The sequence below is a fragment of the Opitutaceae bacterium genome (assembly GCA_015075305.1).
Taxonomy (GTDB): Bacteria; Verrucomicrobiota; Verrucomicrobiia; order Opitutales; family Opitutaceae; genus UBA6669.
Genome location: JABTUS010000001.1, coordinates 986112 through 1003542 on the forward strand (window position 1 = coordinate 986112; position 17431 = coordinate 1003542).

Annotated in this window: 12 protein-coding genes; 5 read left to right on the forward strand and 7 right to left on the reverse strand. The window is 60.6% G+C overall.

Annotation, left to right across the window (positions count from 1 at the left end; all coding sequences use genetic code 11):
- Positions 1 to 24 precede the first annotated feature (24 nt).
- The 3 genes from HS122_04240 to HS122_04250 all read left to right on the forward strand — a co-directional run bounded on the left by HS122_04240 (position 25) and on the right by HS122_04250 (position 5298).
- Entirely contained in the window at positions 25 to 1233 is a 1209-nt protein-coding gene (locus tag HS122_04240; protein MBE7537601.1) for a DUF4340 domain-containing protein, read from the forward strand.
- A gap of 223 nt (positions 1234 to 1456) precedes the next feature.
- Entirely contained in the window at positions 1457 to 2335 is an 879-nt protein-coding gene (gene metF, locus HS122_04245) for a methylenetetrahydrofolate reductase [NAD(P)H] (GenBank protein MBE7537602.1), read from the forward strand.
- Positions 2336 to 2508: 173 nt separating this feature from the next.
- Positions 2509 to 5298: a PEGA domain-containing protein gene (locus HS122_04250; GenBank protein MBE7537603.1), complete on the forward strand. Its 2790-nt coding sequence runs from the start codon at positions 2509 to 2511 to the stop codon at positions 5296 to 5298.
- Between the two features lie 279 nt (positions 5299 to 5577).
- Here the strand turns inward: HS122_04250 and HS122_04255 are convergent, their stop codons facing one another.
- The 3 genes from HS122_04255 to HS122_04265 form a co-directional block, all read right to left on the reverse strand.
- Positions 5578 to 7425, reverse strand: coding sequence for a hypothetical protein (locus HS122_04255; GenBank protein MBE7537604.1), 1848 nt, complete (start codon positions 7423 to 7425; stop codon positions 5578 to 5580).
- Positions 7426 to 7556: 131 nt separating this feature from the next.
- Positions 7557 to 7991, reverse strand: a complete 435-nt coding sequence (locus tag HS122_04260; GenBank protein MBE7537605.1) for a hypothetical protein — start codon at positions 7989 to 7991, stop codon at positions 7557 to 7559.
- Between the two features lie 106 nt (positions 7992 to 8097).
- Complete coding sequence (locus HS122_04265) at positions 8098 to 8517, reverse strand: hypothetical protein (GenBank protein MBE7537606.1); 420 nt, start codon at positions 8515 to 8517, stop codon at positions 8098 to 8100.
- A 107-nt stretch (positions 8518 to 8624) separates the two neighbouring features.
- Here HS122_04265 and rpiB point away from each other — a divergent pair, with 107 nt between their 5' ends.
- The gene (rpiB, locus tag HS122_04270) at positions 8625 to 9068 is read left to right on the forward strand and encodes a ribose 5-phosphate isomerase B (protein ID MBE7537607.1); all 444 of its coding nucleotides are present in this window, start codon (positions 8625 to 8627) and stop codon (positions 9066 to 9068) included.
- 91 nt (positions 9069 to 9159) lie between these two features.
- Positions 9160 to 11358 carry a hypothetical protein gene (locus HS122_04275; GenBank protein MBE7537608.1) on the forward strand — a complete coding sequence of 733 codons (2199 nt, stop codon included), beginning with the start codon at positions 9160 to 9162 and terminating at the stop codon, positions 11356 to 11358.
- A 499-nt stretch (positions 11359 to 11857) separates the two neighbouring features.
- Here HS122_04275 and HS122_04280 read toward each other — a convergent pair whose 3' ends face one another.
- From HS122_04280 to HS122_04295, 4 genes are all read right to left on the reverse strand, one after another.
- Positions 11858 to 13990 (reverse strand): DNA gyrase/topoisomerase IV subunit A, encoded by a 2133-nt coding sequence (locus HS122_04280; GenBank protein MBE7537609.1) that lies wholly within the window; start codon positions 13988 to 13990, stop codon positions 11858 to 11860.
- Between the two features lie 339 nt (positions 13991 to 14329).
- On the reverse strand, positions 14330 to 15070 hold the full coding sequence (locus HS122_04285; GenBank protein ID MBE7537610.1) for a hypothetical protein: 741 nt from the start codon (positions 15068 to 15070) through the stop codon (positions 14330 to 14332).
- 127 nt (positions 15071 to 15197) lie between these two features.
- A complete protein-coding gene (locus tag HS122_04290) occupies positions 15198 to 16037 on the reverse strand; it encodes a response regulator transcription factor (GenBank protein ID MBE7537611.1) in 840 nt (279 codons plus the stop codon).
- A gap of 10 nt (positions 16038 to 16047) precedes the next feature.
- On the reverse strand, positions 16048 to 17154 hold the full coding sequence (locus tag HS122_04295; GenBank protein MBE7537612.1) for a histidine kinase: 1107 nt from the start codon (positions 17152 to 17154) through the stop codon (positions 16048 to 16050).
- Between the last annotated feature and the right edge of the window lie 277 nt (positions 17155 to 17431).

Here is a 17431-nt window from a genome sequence, read left to right on the forward strand (position 1 = left end):
TCGCCCCTCCCACTCGCTGAAGGCATGAAACTGAAAACTCTCGTCGTCGTCGTCGTCATCCTTGCCGCGGTTTCCGTTGGCGTGCATTTCCTCACCCGTCCTGCGAAGCATCCTCCCACCGATGCGCGTGTCGGCCAGCTGCTCGTCGCGCGAAATGTGATCGAGCAGGCCCGCACGATCGGTCTGACGGAGAATGGAAAGGCCGTGACACTGACGAAGGCGGCGGACGGCAACTGGCAAGTCACCAACTACTACGACTTCCCCGCCGACTTCACCAAACTCTCTCGGCTCATCGGCGACCTGACCACAGCAAAGCTTGATCGACTGGTGACACAGAATCCCGAGCGCATAGGCGCCCTTGAGTTCAAAGACACCGGCATCACGATTTCCGACGGCGCAAACCAGGAGCCTTGGTCACTGACCATCGGCAAGTACGCGGAAGGCGGCGGACGCTTTGTTCGATTCGGCAAGGAGAACAAAGCCTTCCTCACCCGGTTGAACGCGTACCTCGACGTGGAGCCGAAAAACTGGGCTGACGCGAGTCTGCTCTCACTGAAACCCGAGGATATCTCCTCGGTGGAAATTTCCTTCCCCAACGGCGACAACCTGACTGCAAAACGCACCAGGAAGGAGGATTCATTTGCATCGACCGAGGCGCCCAAGGGCAAGCGCCTGAAGAACGAAAGCATCACATCGCTCATCTCCAGTGCCGGCAGCATTCGTTTTTCCGATACAAGCGACCTCACAGATCCCAACGCCGTCGCCGCCAGGGAACACTCCCGGAATATCCGGTTCACGACATTTGACGGAAAGACGATCGATGTGGCCCTGGGCCGCAAGCCCGAGCAAAAAATCGTCAAGGCACCCGAAGCCAAAAAGGACGGTTCCACCGGCCCTGCAGCCCTCGGATCGGTCGCAGATCTTGCCAAGACCGACGACAAATCCAAGAGCAGCGCCAGCGCTGATGCGGGACACAAGGCCGACGAAAAGGGAGGCCCGGCAAAGGCCGCTGAAACCACGGAAACCATCCCCGCCGGTCCGGTTTTCGTGGTCGTCAAGAGTTCCGATTCGGCTGCCCCCGTAAACGCCCTGATGAAGAAGCGTGCATTTCAGGTGTACGAATCGGCATTCACAAGTCTCCCTGCAAGCGAGCCCGATATGTTCGAGGACGCTCCCGCTCCCACGCCGGCGCCTGTCACACCAACCTCAAGCTCCAAGCCTTCCACTCCTTGAAGCAGCGCCGGCCTTGCAATCCGGCGTCGACCAGCCAGTTCAACAGCAATCGCCTTTCCTAGCCAATGGAAGGGCAAGTCCGGGTATGTAAATCCCCTCGATGGCTCCAAGCTCTGTGACGGGCTCAAGCGTCGCGTTTTGAACTCACGCCATTCGTCTGCCGATTCGGCGAATCCAGAATGGCTTTACATCATATCAACACATACGCATATGTTGATATGAAATGATTCCTGATCATCCGATCTCAGCCTTGTTCGCCCAAAAGCGGCCGCTGCGCTCTTTGGAATTTTTCCCGCCCAAGGACGAATCAGGGATCGAGTCGCTTCGACAGTCTGCATCCGCACTCAAGCGGATTTCACCCGATTTCGTTTCTGTCACCTACGGGGCAGGCGGAAGCACGCGCGATCGGACCAGTCAGGTCAGCGCCATTTTGAAAAATGACCTCGGCTTCACGGTCATGCCCCACCTCACCTGCGTCGGACATTCCCGCACCGAGCTTGCCGCGCTGGCGGATCGCATCCACGCGGATGGCTTCCGAAACATCATGGCACTCCGCGGCGATCCCCCCAGAGGCACCGCCAGTTTTCCTGTCGCATCCGACGGCCTGCGTTACGCCAGCGAGCTGGTTGTCCTGCTCAAGAACCGCCATCCTGATTTCTGCCTCGGCGTCGCCGGTTATCCCGAAAAGCACCCCGAAGCGGCATCCCTTGATTCGGACCTCGACGCGCTGAAACGAAAGGTCGACGCCGGAGCCTCCTTCATCACAACCCAGTTGTTCTTCGACAACGCGATCTACTTCGACTTCGTCGCACGCTGCCACCGACGGGGAATATCGGTCCCGGTTGTCCCCGGCGTCATGCCTGTGCTCTCCCTCAAGCAGATCCAGCGTTTCACCGCCTTGTGCGGCGCAACCTTGCCGCAACGGTTGCTGCGTCGCCTCGAAGCCACAGACGACAACCCCGACGTCGCCGAAATGATCGGACTCGACTGGGCGTTGGACCAGATCCGAGACCTGCTCGGGCAGGGTGCCCCGGGCTACCACTTGTACATCATGAACCGCACGCGCGGTGCCCTGGCTTTGGCCGCCGGTTTGGCTGCGTAGACTCGGCGGGAGATCAACAGCGTACATGTTCTTCCCATGGTCGCTGATTCGCGCGACCAATTGTCAGCCGGCTGGCACCCACGATTGCGCATGATATCATGGTATCGCTATATTCTTGCGCTTCAACTTAACCGCAAATCAGCCGATGGAAGGAGTCTAAACCCTTTTCAAAGGTGCCCAACTCCCTAGGAAATGCCCTCTTCATTGAGATTTCAGAGCTGACTGTTCAGCTCGTACGGGCTCGCGGTCATACGATCGAGCTCTACCGCGAATGCCTGCGCGATCAACGCGATGACATCCTGCAGGCATTGAAGGAGGGATCTCCCAAAGGAGAGTTTTCCTCGAGTCCCGTTCTTGCAGCCATCAGTCCATCCCGAAGCTTCTCGTATCTCGCCTCTGAAGATGAATGCAGGCAGCTTCAAACCCCGGGCGAAATTGTCCGACACATCGAGATGCCGTGCGAGCGTCTCGTCGGTCCAATCGCCCTCGCTGCGTGCAATGCAGATGACGGTAGATCGATCAACGCATCGGCGCGCTCCCGCTGGCTGCTTGTCGGCTCGGGACAGGAGGTACTGGCGGCTTCGCAGGCCTATCTTTCTGACCTGGGGCTGAAGGAAACCATCATATCACCTGCCGTCACCAATCACCTCGGAGCTCTTCAAACCGCCTGCCAACTCTCCGGCGCACCCAGTTCAGTTCTGGTTTGGGATCTGGGCAGGCAATCCTCCACTTTCCATCTCGTCAATCGCAAGGGTGTGCTCGCGGTTCGAGGCTGTTCCGTCGGATTGGACCATGTCGCCGACGCCATTCAAGCGGAGCTCTCTCTCGCCTCACGGGGTGCAGCGGCAAAACTCTTTCTCAATTCGTTCTTCGATTTCGCCGACACCGGCCCCAAGGTCGTGAAACGTCTGCTTCCTGAGGTTAAAGCGGCGGTCAAGGCCGTCGGAGGAGATCCATCGTCCATTTTCTGCCTCGGCCTTCCCTCAGACAACATCTGGTTTGCTCACGACGTTGGCATCCTCCTCGGTCTCACCCCATGGCACCCAGCGATCACCTCCCTCGCACAGGAGTTGGGCGTGGATTTTGTCGGCAACTCATTGGTCAACCGGCTCGGTTTCAATGCTGCGGGATTGCTGCACATGGTGGGGAGCCGGGCTGGGGGCTCCGATTGCTGGCACCCCGCATGGCAGATGATCGAAATTGAAGCCAAATCCAAAGTCCACTCCGGGCAAACCGCTCCTGCTTCGTCAGCCAGGGAAGCGGAGGCCTTGGTGACGCCCGGGGTCGGAGCCGGGGTGCCTGAGTCCGCACACAGCTTTGCGGCGAGGACTCACACGCAATCTGAATCAAGGCCGGCGGCAACCTCCGTGCTCGCTCAGGCGACCGCGCGGGCAAAGGCTCTTACAAGCCCGACGCCTCCCGCTGAAAACATCGCAGTCAGACAGGCGCCAACACAAAAAAGTCCGACGGCGAGGGCGCTGGCGGCATCCGTCCTGACTCAGACGGAAACAAAGGCACTGCTTTCGGACAGGACCACCAAGCACGTTGAAACCCATCCGCTGGCGAAACCAGAAGAGCAGTCCGCAACAAGCCTCCAGCATGCGACCAATGAGGTTGCAACTTCATCACCGCCGCCCGCTGCTGTCCCGAAGGTTTCTCCGTCCGCGGAAGCTTCAAAATCCGACACTCCCGGCGACGCAACGAAGGAGAAGGGAGGGAAACGCCCAATCGCGCTGTTTGTGGCAATCACGGCTGTTCTCGCCGTCGGAGTGGCCGGCTGGTTCACTTTCGATGCACACAGACAGCAAGAAATCGCCCAGACTCTCCGAGTCGAGGCCGAGAAGCGGGCTGCTGACGCCCTCGCCAAGGCCAGGCAGGAGGAGGAAGCTGCGCGTTTGGAAACGGAGCGCCTTCGCAAGGAAGCCGAGATTGAACGCGAGAAAGCCGTCGCCGCCGTCAGACTGCGCACCGAACAAGAGATCCTCGAACGAGTCGAAGCTGAGCGTCGCGAAAACGCACCAGGCATTCTCGTTGTTCGCACGGATCCAACCGGCGCCCATGTTTCAATTGACGGTGCGCTTCCGCAGGCGACTCCTCTGACTACCAACAGCCTTTCCATCGGAACACACAGCCTGGCCATCAGTCTGCCCGGCTATGACACGACCACACGCACAGTCGAAATCAAGCGCGACCATACGACGGATCTCGGCCTGATTGAACTCATGCGCCAAGTCGGCCGGCTTGAAATCCTCAGTGAACCCGCCGGGCTGACGTTTGAGTTGCGCCAATCGACGGAGCAGCCGGAATCCAAACCCATCCAGACCGGTGTCACCCCGGCCACGCTCAACGATCTTGTTGTAGGCGACTATGTGGTCACACTCCTGCGCACAGGATGGAAACCGGTGACCGCAACTGCAAAAATCTCCTCCTTGAGCACGACTCAGGTGGTGCCTCTCTTTGCAACCTCACGCCTGACGGTGAGTTCAACTCCCGCGGGTGCGATTGTCATGAGGGACGGCGAAGTCATGGGCACCACGCCGCTCCAATTGCCCGAACTTGAGCCGGGGGAGTACACCTTCGATCTATCGCTGGCGGAACATGACTCCGCGACCATCACCACCCGAATTAAGGCCGGTTCCGACTCGGAGGTCACCGCCAGTCTGCTTCCCTTTGATCGCATACTGAAGACTTCCGAAATTGCAAAAGCCCCTGTCGCCATCAAGACAGTCGCTCCGGACTATGAATCACGGGGACGCGACGTTCCGGAGGAAGCGGTGATCTCCTGTGTGATTGATCGCGACGGTGTGCCTCGTTCGCTGAACGTGGAAAAGACATCCTCCGTGAACTTTGGAAACGCCTGTCTGGTCGCCCTCGCAAAGTGGCGTTTCAAGCCGGCAACCACCAACAGCGGCCGCACTGCCAATGTGAGGGTTTCCGTACCATTCAACGCAGGCTCACGCTGACATTCCAGTGTCACGGGGCCGACAACCTCCGGGAACTCATCCCCGCACGGCACGCTCCGCTCCGTCGTGACCGGTTCGACCGCTCGATGTCGTGATTTCGATTCTCACACCCTGAAATCTCCCGCCATGCTCCAACCGCGCTACCTCCGGCGCCGCACCGCGATGCGCGTCCCCTGGGCATGACAAAGCATGCCCCTCCAACGGAACTTCAACCAATATTGGAGGGGCACGCTCCGTCGTGACCGGCTTGTTCTCCGGCGCGCCCGTCCCAACCGGATTTCAACGCCCGATGTCGCCAAGGAAGTCATCCATTTTCGCGTATCGCTCCAGCAGCGATCTCGCCGCCCGGCATCGCTCGATGGACGCCAGACCCGTGTGCTCCGCAAGGAAGATGATGTAGGCCGCGACATTGCGCGCATAGTTCAGCCGGCCCTCTTCGCTGATTGAATAAAAGCGCGCCCGCTGGCGGTAACCCGCGGACGAATGATCGCCAAGCGCGCTCTTTTCCGCACGCCCCTCGGCTGCAAGCACGAACAGGAAATTGTACTCAAACCAAAACATGTGCTCAGGGCTCGGAGCCAGTTTCTCCAGCGCCGCACGTGTCGCCGTCTGATTTGTGAAGGGTTCGGAATCCCCCGCTCCCGACTTCAGCAGCGCATCCGTGATGAAGCTTCGCGCCATCTTCCGCTCGGTCGCATCGGCGCTGAACGCCCCCAGAAGCGCGAGCTCAACCGTAAAGCGATACCAGTCGCGCCACAGCGCCTGATCCGCCGGATCCCGGGATGCAAAAAGCGCGCGTCCCATCTCATAGGTGTAGCGTCCGCTCGTCTTGATCTCAAGATGCCGTCCCGTGACCTCTCCCATGACGCGGTAGTTTTCAGCGGATTTTCCCGACCCAGAATGGAATCCGATGCTCGCTCCAAACTGACGACACACCCGCCATTGCTTCTCGATGAGACCGCGCAGCGCCGCATTGTCTGGATACGGCATGTTTTTCTGGAAACCAAACGCCGGAGCCACGAAGTGAATCTTCATGCCCATCACCTCGCACAGCGCGAGCATGATGGCTGTTGTCTCCGGCGTCGTGAGTCCCGGAAGTTCATCGATCGACAGTTCACGGAGATACGCACGCCCTGCCCGCGTCGCAAATGCCGCCGCGCGCGCCGCTGCATACTTTTCATCGCGGCGCTTCATCTTCTGCAGCGAGGGCCAGACCGTCGCAAGGAGGGTTGAAAACGCATCATCGTCCAGGATGACTCCGGCTGCAGCAACGCGCGTCCTGACCGCCGCGATCAACGCCGCATCGATCGACTTCACATCCGCGGGCTGCTTTCGCGCAAGCTCGGGCGAGAGATCGAAGGTGATGTAGCTGGCCAGCAGACATCCCCCCACGAGCTGATCTTCACGCGCATCGAACTTTCCGCCAATCGGCTGGTGATCCGCATTGAAGCTCCAGGCAATCTTCAAGTGATGAAATCCATGCTTCAGCTTCGACAGCACGGAGCCATGGCTCATGCCCTCCACACTCTGTCCCTGGTGCCCTTCCGGGACGTTCGTTCCAATGAATGGAAACGGCACAGTGTCCAGCCCGCCTGCAAGCATGGCGTCGACGTCGAAAACCAGCTCGCGCGGGATGGAGTTCTGATTTGCCGTCACTCCAATGTCCAGCGCACTCATGGCCCACTCCACCGCCGGCCAGTGCAGCGTCGTGAATCGCGCCCCTATTCCCAGTGTCGACTGCCCAAGCCGCTCGGTTGCCGTCGGAAAAATCGTCGAGTCGGCATCGTGCGTCTGCACCAGATTCTTCAACCGGAGAAGGTTCTCCCAGGTCGCGGGAAAATAGCGCGCACTCCCAATGTTCCGCCCATCCTCAAGTCCGGCTGACACCGCGCGCGCCTCCGCAGGGCTGAACTTCCAAGCGCAGTCTCCGGTCGATCCATCCTCAACCAGACACCACTGCCCCTCGGCTGTTGCAAAGCTGCTCTTCGGCCAGTTCCGAACCGACAGGTGATTCCCTGAAATCGCCGCCGCCAGCGCCGGCCAGTCCAGACAGAAGTCAGGGCTCACGCACGGGTTCGTGCTGATGCGGAGGGAGTTTTGGACAAGGAAACGGTTGATCGATCGCATGGTGGCGGTGGTTGGTATCGCTGGAGGAGACCCAACCTACCCGGGGCGAACATGCGAGTGAAGCCAAAGAAAAGCCGGACCACACAAGGGTCCGGCGAAGGATTGCACGAAGGCGTGACTTTTCGATCCGGCTAGTGCTCCTGCTGGATCTCAATGACCTTGTTGTCCGAGAAAACCACGCGAAAACGCTCACGCGTGCGGCGACTCGGGAAATTCAGGTAATAGGGATACATGGGATCCGCGTAGCAATAGTATCGATGATACCAGCCGCGGTAGAGGAATGCGCCGTCCATGCCCTCATAGGTCGTGTAGCTCCAGATTTCCTTGGTGCCCGATGCATCCGTGCGCGTGATCAATCTGTCCGGCTCACCGAGCGCAAGCTGGACCGCCTCCTTGTCAAAACCGAGCGCGACCTGCCCTTTCTTGATCAGGTCCTGCTGCTGCGGCGTCAGTCGTGAGAAAGCAGCCGGGTTCTTGTCTATGCGGCTCTGCGGGGTTGAGCACCCCGCCGCGAAAAGCACCAAAAGCATCGGTGCAAGCAACAGACGGAGATGAAACGATTTCATGATGAATCTGTGGGTTGAATGTAATGGTTGAAGTATTTCTGAAACATATGACGTCCCGCACCGCCTCTCGGTTCCATACCCCAGCCTCGTTCTGCCGCTCATGCCTCTACTTGGCGTGTTGTTCGACCGAGACCACGCGATCGGCACTGAATATGATGCGCATCCTCGGTTCATCCGACCGGTCCCCCGTGCCAACCCCCACGCCCACACCCACCCCGCCGCTGCCACCACCCACGCCGACACCGAGTCCAAACTTCGGTCCCTTGTCATGGTAACTCCACACTTCCTGGCTGCCCTCCGCCGTGGTGCGCGTGGCCACGCCGGTTGGATCGCCCAGGGCCATGCGCACTTGCTCGCGGGTGAACCCCACCGCAACCTTTCCATTGCGGATCAAAGCCTGGTCCTCCCTCGAGGAACCGGCATATGTCGAGGGATCCCGGTCCATGCGATCCTGCACGGACGAACACGCGCTCAGCCCAAGCGCAAGACCTGAAGCACCCGCAACGATCAGAGTTTGTAAGTTCATGGAAGTTTGTCTTTGCCGGTCACGGAAATGACACCGACGATGTCGTCAACCTACCGCGAACACGGCAGGCTGCAACTCCTCGAGTCCATACCTGTATTCCGATCCAAATGAAACCATTTACCATTGCCATAGGCTCTGATCACGCGGGTTTCCGCTACAAGGAGTCCATCAAGGCCATGCTTCTCACGGCCGGCCACACCGTGCGTGACCTCGGCACCTACTCCGACGCAAGTTGTGACTACCCCGACTTCATTCGACCCGTGGCGGAAGCCGTTGCCCGGGGTGATGTCGAACGTGGCATCGTCCTCGGCGGTTCCGGAAATGGCGAAGCCATCGTGGCCAATCGCGTCCGGGGCGTTCGCTGCGGCCTCTGCTGGAATGAACAGGTCGCCATCTGGAGCCGCTCCCATAACGATGCAAACTGCCTATCCCTCGGCGAGCGCACCATTTCCGAGGAAATGGCTCATAAGATTGTAAATATTTGGCTGACAACGGAATTTGAGGGAGGCCGCCACCTGGCTCGCATCCGGAAGATCGACACCATTCCTTGAGCGCGCCTCCGTCGACTTCCGGATTGCCTCCGATTTGCGCCGTTCGGTAGGGTCGCGCAGGCATCATTTTTCATTAACGAACCCCCAACTCATGGCTCACACATCACACACCTGGAGATTCTTCCGCATCGGAGGATTGGATCAAGTCGCAGTGGAAACCGGTGAAGATCTGCTTCACCTCAAGGATCTGGACCAGAAACTCTGGGTTGCCCTGAGCTGTCCGGTAAAAGGTTTGGAAGTCGACGAAAAGACGTTGGCCTTGATCGATACCGACAACGACGGACGCGTGCGCGTGCCGGAACTCCTCGGTGCCATCGATTGGGCGGCCAAGGTGCTGCGCGACACCGGAGATCTCCTGAAGGATAATGAAACCCTGCCCCTCACGGCCTTCAACAATGATACCGATGAAGGCAAGGCGGTCATCTCGGCAGCAAAGGAAATGCTGGCAGGCCTCGGCGAATCGAGCGCATCGGGTATCTCACTGGCTCAGGCATCCAGCATCGCCAAGGTTCTCGCCGCCACGAAGTTCAATGGCGACGGCGTCATCACGGCCGCGTCCGCCGAAGACGATGCGACCAAGACGCTCATTGCCGACATTGTAGCAACGCAGGGAGGAGTTCCCGATCGATCCGGTTCCCAAGGTGTGAACCAGGGCCAAATCGATGCCTTCTACGCCGATCTGGCCGCCTTCGCCGCCTGGAGCGAAAAGGGTGTCACTTCAGAAATTCTGACGCTCGGCCCGGGAACCGCCGCAGCCAGCGCCGCGGTCAAGGCGGTGCGAACCAAGGTCGACGACTACTTCTCGCGGACGCGCATGGCTTCTTTCGACAGTCGAGCCCTCGCCGCGCTCAACCGTTCGGAATCCGAATATCTCGCTCTCGCTGCCAAGGACCTCTCGATCACTGCAGACGAAATCGCCGGGTTTCCTCTGGCTCGAATTGAGGCCGGCAAACCCCTGCCCTTGGTCGACGGCGTAAACCCGGCCTGGGCGGGAGCCATCGCCGCATTGCTCAAGGACGCCGTGACACCCGCTTTCGGCAGCGCCAAGACCAGCCTGACTGAAGCGGACTGGGCGGCACTCAAGGCGAGGGTTGCACCCTACGATGCCCATTCCGCCGCCAAGGGCGGCGCCTCCGTGGAGAAACTAGGGCTCGACCGCGTCAAGGCACTGATCGCCGCCAATCAAAAGGATGCCCTGGGCAGGCTGATCGCGGCGGACTTGGCACTTGCCGACGAATTTGCCGCGGCAGCCAATCTCGAAAAGATCCTGTATCTTGCGCGCGACTTCCGGACCATTGTTCGGAACTTCGTCAATTTCACCGACTTCTACTCACCCAATCGCTCCGCCGTATTTCAGGCGGGCACGCTCTACCTCGACAGCCGCAGCACCGAATTCTGCGTGCGGGTGGACGGACCCAGCGCCCTCGCCGCCATGAGCAAGGCCTACATCGCCTACTGTGATCTCAAACGTCCGGGCGAGACCATGAAGATCGCGGCCTGTTTCACCCAAGGTGACAGTGACTATCTCTTTGTCGGTCGAAACGGCCTGTTCTACGACCGCAAGGGCCGCGACTGGGACGCCACCATCACCAGCATCGTCGACAACCCCATCAGCATCCGCCAGGCGTTCTTTTCGCCCTACAAGAAGTTTCTCCGCATGATTGAGGAGCAGGTGGCGAAACGCGCGGCGGCGGCCGATGCCGCGTCGAACGCCAAGCTCGCCGCCGCGGCGGACAAGGCTGCCAATGCCGACAAGGCGGCGACCAAGCCTGCGGAGCCTCCAAAAAAGATGGATATCGGCGCCGTGGCAGCGATCGGCGTGGCCGTGACCGGCGCCGTCAGCGTGCTGACGCTGATCATCGGCTACATCTTTGGCATGAAAGCCTGGCAGTACCCCCTGGCGTTCCTCGGCATCATCCTGATTATCTCAGGCCCCGCCATGCTCATCGCCTGGCTCAAGCTCCGCCAGCGCACGCTCGGCCCCATTCTCGAAGGCAATGGCTGGGCGATCAACGGACGCGTGAAAATCAATATCCCCTTCGGCACGAAGCTTACCGAACGCGCTGTCCTGCCATCGAATTCCACACGTTCGCTTGATGACCCTTACCAGGACAAGAAAGCCGCGGGTCGCCGCCGGTTCTTCATCTTCCTCCTGGTTCTGATTGTCGCAGGTATTGCGGTTGTCTGCTGGCACCGCCGCCGCCATGGCCATTACTTCTGGCAGAAGCCCGCAGTCGCAGCCCCCGCGGAGCCGGCACCTCCCGCACCTCCGCCCGAGGCCAAACCCTAGGCGACCCACGCTGAATTGCGGCGTGCCCCCCATGTTGGAGGGGCACGCTCCGTCGTGACCGGCTCGACGGTTCGATGCCGCGATCTCAAATCTCAAACCGTGGATTCTCATGCCACGCACCAACCGCGCTCCATCCGGCGCCCCACTGCGGAGCGCGTCCCCAGGGCATGACAAAGCATGCCCCTCCAACGGAACAAATTTTCAACTCCTCCTTGAGAAGCACGCTTTGTCGTGAGCCATTCGTCCCATTTGGAGAAGCACGCTTTGTCGTGACCGATTCGTCCCATTTGGAGGGGCATGCTCCGTCGTGACCGATTCGTCCCGTTTGGAGGGGCACGCTCCGTCGTGACCGGCTCGACGGCTCGATGCCTGAGCCCCAACGGGGCGCTCCACTTCAGCCCTGGGCACCGCCCAGGGTTCAAATCACAAGCATCCAATTTGAGCCCTGAAGGGGCGATCCAACCGTCGCCAACACCCCGGTTTGTATCGCCCACTCAACTCAGGCGCGCTTCACCTGGCGGATGGGCCAGTGCGTGACAGTCAGGCCTTTCGCCCCACGCTGGCCGACCGAGAGCGGCGACAGATCGAAGTCGAATTCCTTCACCCGCGCCGAACAGCGTCCACTGAGAGTGACGTGCACCTGCTTCGGCATGGATTCCTCAACCTTGGCCACGTCGAGAAAAACAACCCGCGAGCCCTCGCTCGGAACGAGGGAGTAGAGCTTTTCGCGCGTGACTCCTCCGACCTGGAATCGCTTGGCAAAAGCCTTTCCACTCTTCTTGTCCTGGTAAAGCATCGTGTAGAAGCCCGGATCCCCCTCCTTGGGCAGGATCGCCACATGGAGGATCTCCCGTCCCATGAATATTTTGTCCGCAACCCTGGCCACCTTCATCGTGCCATCCGCCATGAAACAGATCACATCATCGAGAATCGTGCACTCGGCCACGAACTCGTGCTGCCGCCAGTTGAGTCCGATGAAGCCCTCCTCGCGGTTGACATAGAGGCGCTGATTGGCCGAAACCACCTCCGCAGCGGAGATCTGCTCGATCTCGTCATAGGTCGTGCGGCGCCGGTGCGCCTTGCCGTATTTTTCCTGAAGCTTCTCGAACCAGGCGATCGCGTAGGGCGTGAGGTGCTTCAAGTGGTGCCTCGTCTCCTTGATCTCCGCCTCGATCCGCTTGATCGCCTCGTCTGCCTGGAAACGGTTGTACGCGGAAATTCGCTTGATGCGGATTTCCGTGAGCCGGGCAATATCGTCCTCCGTCACCTCGCGCTTCAGGTTCCGCACGAACGGCTTCAAACCCTCGCGAATCTCCTCGAGCACACTCTCCCATGTCTTCGACTTCTCAATGCGGCGGTAGACGCGCTCCTCGATGAAGATGCGCTCGAGCGAATCCCAGTGCCACTGCTGCTCGAGTTCGCCAAGCCGGATCTCCAGCTCCTGCCTGAGAAGCTGCACGGACTTGTCGACCGAGCGTCGCAAAATTTCGGATACACCGAGAAAAACCGGCTTGTCCCCGTCGATGACACACGCCGCGGACGAGATGGAGACCTCGCAGTCGGTGAAGACATACAACTGGCGGATCAACTGGTCGGCGTCGGCGCCCTGCGGCAGATGAACCAGTATCTCCACCTTCTCCGACGTGTTGTCGTCGACGTGCTTGATCTTGATCCTGCCCTTTGCATTTGCCGCGAGGATCGATTCGATCAGCGACTCGGTTGTTTGCCCATGGGGCAGCTCGATGATCGCGAGCAGGTACTTCGAGCGGGTTTCTATCCTCGCCCGAACCTTCACCTTTCCGCCGCGCTCGCCGTCGTTGTACTGCGAGAAATCCGCTATGCCGCCCGTCGGAAAATCAGGATAGATGCGGAATCGCTTCCCCTGGAGATGATTGATGGCCGCCCGGCAAAGATCGTTGAAATTGTGCGGAAGAATCTTGGTCGAAAGACCCACCGCGATGCCCTCGGCGCCATCGAGCAGCACCAGGGGAAACTTTGCCGGCAGCGTCACCGGCTCCCTGGCGCGGCCGTCGTAGCTCTGCTGCCAGACCGTCGTCTTCGCATTGAAAACGACATCGCGCGCAAAAGGCGTCAGGCGCGCCTCGATGTAGCGGGGCGCGGCGGCATCGTCGCCAGTCAGTTGATTGCCGAAATTCCCCTGCGGCTCGATGAGAAAGCCGCGCTGCGCCATGCCCACCAGGGCCGCCCCGATAGACGCGTCGCCGTGAGGGTGAAAACGCATGCAGGCGCCGACGATGTTGGCGACCTTGTGAAAGCGGCCGTCATCCTGCTCCCAGAATGTGTGAAGTATGCGGCGCTGCACGGGCTTCAGCCCGTCATCAATGTGCGGGACGGCTCGGTCGAGTATCACATAGCTGGCATACTCCAGAAACCAGTTCTTGTAGGAACTGGCCAGCGGCCCCTCCGGCGGCCCGCCGGCACCGTCCGCGCCGCCCACAGCGCCCTTCCTGCCCGGAGGCGGCGCCGGTGGCGGGTTTTCTCCAACTTCGGCTGCAGCCTCCTCAGCGGCGTCAGTGCGGGATGCCACTGGCCCGGGGGAGCCGGATCCGTTCCCTGCATCGAGCGGAAGCTCGGGTTGGTCGTCGGTGTTCTTCTTCTTGCGCGGAGACATGCCTTGAAACGGATAGAAAGCAGGGATCCCGCCCAAGAGGTCAATCCCCGAGCCAATCTCCCGTCCGCTTCCCCAACGCATGACAAAGCATACCCTTCCAACGCAGGGTGCCCCCCCCATTTTGGGGCACGCTCCGTCGTGACCGGTTCGAGATTTCGACGGCCCGACCCGGCGATCTCAAATCCAAACCGTGGTCTTTCACATCGGACGCCAACGGCGTCCAAATTTCCGCCCCAACGGGGCACACCACCTCCAGCCCGGGGCGGCGCCCCGGGACAAGTCCGCAGGCAGGACACGAGACCTGAAGGGGCGACCCAACCCTCACCGCCTCCAAAGCCTTCAACCGCGAAACCCGCGCCCCTCGTCCCGCCCTCCCACCGACGCTATCGCCTTCATCGCCGGTCCATCGACGCGCAGGGGAACCAGCTTCGCATCCACCAGCTTCCCGCGCAACGATCGCTCATGCCGGCGCGCAATGTCCATCGGGCGCTGCGTCCACCGGTCCATCACCTTCTGCGGGCGCACACGCTCGGAGTCGTCAACAAAGACACCGGCCTCAGTCTCGTACGCCAGGACCGCATGCCCCTGCCGGGATCCCTGTCCTTTCGCATAATACAGCAGTATCCCCGCATTGGATACGCGCTTGCCCGTCGCAAGGAGTTCCCCCGCAGCCACCAGGCTGTCGATGAAACACCCGTTCGGCAGCTCCCCGTCGCGGTACGCACGGGACGGCGCGGCATCGGCCGGTTCGTGAAAACGGACGAAGCCCGGATGGATTGCCGCCAGGAGCGGCTGAAGGTCCGCCTTCTCGGCCTCAAGCCTGCCCACATGCAGCGAAAGGCTCTGCGTGCCATCATAGGGCGCGTAGAACCAGAGCATGCCGTTGAATTCGAAGACAAGCGCGTAGGTGATATCCGGATACACGTTCTCATCCGCCCTGTTCTCGATCTCAAGAACCCGGCTCCAGACATCACCACCCAGCCGCGCCCGGGCGCCGCGCACCGCATCAAGACTTTCCGGAGCTGTCGCGGCCCTGGTCACCAACGCCGCGACGAGAACAAGACAGAGGATCGTTCGCATGCCTCCATAACTCAGAAACCGGTCGCTGCGGTTGCAGAAATGCGACGAATTGCCGTGAATCAGCGTCCGACCGCACCCTGCGCCCGCCCGGCTGGGTTCCCCGCCACACGCGGAATCCGTTGCCCGGCTACTGCGCCTGGTCCATCACGGCCTGCATGCGCTCGTGATAACCGCGGCTCAGCCTGAGCTTCGTCCCGTCTCCCAGCACCACCGCATACTCGCCCGCAAAAGCAGGCGTGAGTTTTCTCACGCGATCAATGTTCACGATCGTCGACCGATGGATGCGGATGAAGCGCCGGGGATCAAGCCGTGACTCGAGTCGCGCCATCGTCTCCCTCAGCAGATGCGTTTTCCCCGAGGCATGAAACTTCATGTAGTCGCCCTCGGCCTCGATCCAGTCGATCTCGTCGGCCTTGAGGAGAAAAATCTCCCCCGACGATTTAAGAAGTATCCTGTCCGAGCGATGCTCTCCGCCGGCGGGCTTGGATTCCTGCGTGGAGCCAGCCGCCTCGCGTTCGACATGCTGAAGCAGCCGTGCGAGGCGCAGGGCCAGAGCCTCCGCATCACGTCCGCGCAGTTCCGTCTTCGCACGCCGCACCGCCGCGAAGAAGCGCTCGTCCTCGTACGGTTTCAGCACGTAGTCGACGGCATTTATCTCAAACGCCTTGATCGCATGCTCATCATAGGCCGTCACAAAGACAACGGCCACGGACGCCGCACCCTCCACCCGCCGCAGCACCTCGAAACCGTCGACCCCCGGCATCTGCACGTCGAGAAACACCATCTCCGGCCGCTCCCGGCGGATGAGGTCAACCGCCTCGATGCCATCCGCCGCCTCACCCACCACCGTGATCTCGGGATCCCGCGAGAGAAGCAGCCGGACTCCGCGTCGCGCGGCTGGCTCGTCGTCAACGATCACGGCGCGCACCGCGGCTTGCTGGGTTTGGGAGACGGTGGATGACGTCATGCGAAGGCGGTCAGGTTCTGAAAGGAAATCCGATGCGTATCGTTGTTCCCCTGCCAGGCGAGCTTTCCAGAAAAAATTCGCCCGCCGCCCCGAAACGCTTCATCACCCGCTCGCGTGTGCTCGACAGCCCGATGCCGCCCGATCGGCTTCGCGGATCGAGCGAGGGGGAAAACCCGCATCCATCGTCCCTCACCTCCACGCGCACGCAGCCATTCTCGACCCGCCCGGCCAGACTCACAGTCCCCGCTCGCGTGAGCGGCGCAATGCCGTGCAGGATGGCATTCTCGACCAGGGGCTGCAGCAGGAGGTTGGGAATTCGCGCATCGAGCGCCGCCGGCTCGAAATCGGTTGTCACAGTCAGCCTGTCGGCGAATCGCACCTTCTGGATGCCAACATACCGTTCGATGAACTCCAGCTCCTGCCGAAGCGTCACCTCCGGCGCGCGCCCGAGCTCCAGCGAGAGCCTCAAAAGCGAACTCAGCCGCGCAAGGAGCGTGACCGCGTCGTCGTTCCGTCCCTCGCGAACGAGCACCGAAATCGTGTTCATGGTGTTGAACAGGAAGTGCGGTTGAAGCTGCTGCTTGAGCGCCTTGAGCTCGGTCTCGACCAGCCGCGACTCCAGTTGCGCGGCCTTGAGCTCCTCGCTCTTGTAACGACGATAGTACTCGAGGGAATAGCCCGCGCCGAGCACCGCCCAGTAATAGACGGCGTCGATCAGGTTTCTCCCATAGAAATTGCTTCGCGCCATCTCCCAGAAGCCCTCCAGCGTCCGAGAGTCCAGCAGCATCAGCACGACGGTGCGCCCAAGATAGTAGCCGAGCATCACCAGCATCGATACGGTCGCATGAAAGGCCACTCCCGCCACCCATCCACCTGTGCGCACCGGCACCAGGACTCGCAGCCACAGCACAAATGGCGCGAGGAATGCCCAGAAGAGCGCCCGTGCGTACTGGGCGGTCGCCACGTCCGCAAAGGCGACCTCCATGTGGGAGACCTTGAGGTTGAAATAGACCTCGACCGACAACGCCAAACCAACGAGTGCCCAGATGCCGAGCGCAATGAGCCATTTGACGGTCAACTTGTGCAGAAAAGGGGAAGATTCAGAATACGCCCGCATGTTTCATGGCCGGTGGAAAACCTCTTTCGACAAACAGTCCCAAATGAACGCCGGAATGTGTGGCAAACGCGACGGAAAATCATGGGGCGTCCTTGAAAGTGCAGTGCGCCTGCGTGGGATTGCATTCAGGGTGTTGGGTCGCCCCTTCAGGGCTCAGAGAGGACGTTTCTATTCAATACCCAAGGCGTTGCCTTGGGCTGCCATGGATTGCGCCGTTGGCGCGCATTTCAAAAGCCCCACAGGGTCGCCATATCCATAGCCCATGCAACGCCATGTC

What these genes read in the sequence shown, in the direction of transcription:
- HS122_04255 (MBE7537604.1), bottom strand. Translation starts at nt 7,425, where the DNA reads ATGCGATCGATCAACCGTTTCCTTGTCCAAAACTCCCTCCGCATCAGC.
- HS122_04280 (MBE7537609.1), bottom strand. Translation starts at nt 13,990, where the DNA reads ATGTCTCCGCGCAAGAAGAAGAACACCGACGACCAACCCGAGCTTCCG.
- metF (MBE7537602.1), top strand. Translation starts at nt 1,457, where the DNA reads ATGATTCCTGATCATCCGATCTCAGCCTTGTTCGCCCAAAAGCGGCCG.
- HS122_04265 (MBE7537606.1), bottom strand. Translation starts at nt 8,517, where the DNA reads ATGAACTTACAAACTCTGATCGTTGCGGGTGCTTCAGGTCTTGCGCTT.
- HS122_04285 (MBE7537610.1), bottom strand. Translation starts at nt 15,070, where the DNA reads ATGCGAACGATCCTCTGTCTTGTTCTCGTCGCGGCGTTGGTGACCAGG.
- HS122_04295 (MBE7537612.1), bottom strand. Translation starts at nt 17,154, where the DNA reads ATGCGGGCGTATTCTGAATCTTCCCCTTTTCTGCACAAGTTGACCGTC.
- HS122_04240 (MBE7537601.1), top strand. Translation starts at nt 25, where the DNA reads ATGAAACTGAAAACTCTCGTCGTCGTCGTCGTCATCCTTGCCGCGGTT.
- HS122_04275 (MBE7537608.1), top strand. Translation starts at nt 9,160, where the DNA reads ATGGCTCACACATCACACACCTGGAGATTCTTCCGCATCGGAGGATTG.
- rpiB (MBE7537607.1), top strand. Translation starts at nt 8,625, where the DNA reads ATGAAACCATTTACCATTGCCATAGGCTCTGATCACGCGGGTTTCCGC.
- HS122_04290 (MBE7537611.1), bottom strand. Translation starts at nt 16,037, where the DNA reads ATGACGTCATCCACCGTCTCCCAAACCCAGCAAGCCGCGGTGCGCGCC.
- HS122_04260 (MBE7537605.1), bottom strand. Translation starts at nt 7,991, where the DNA reads ATGAAATCGTTTCATCTCCGTCTGTTGCTTGCACCGATGCTTTTGGTG.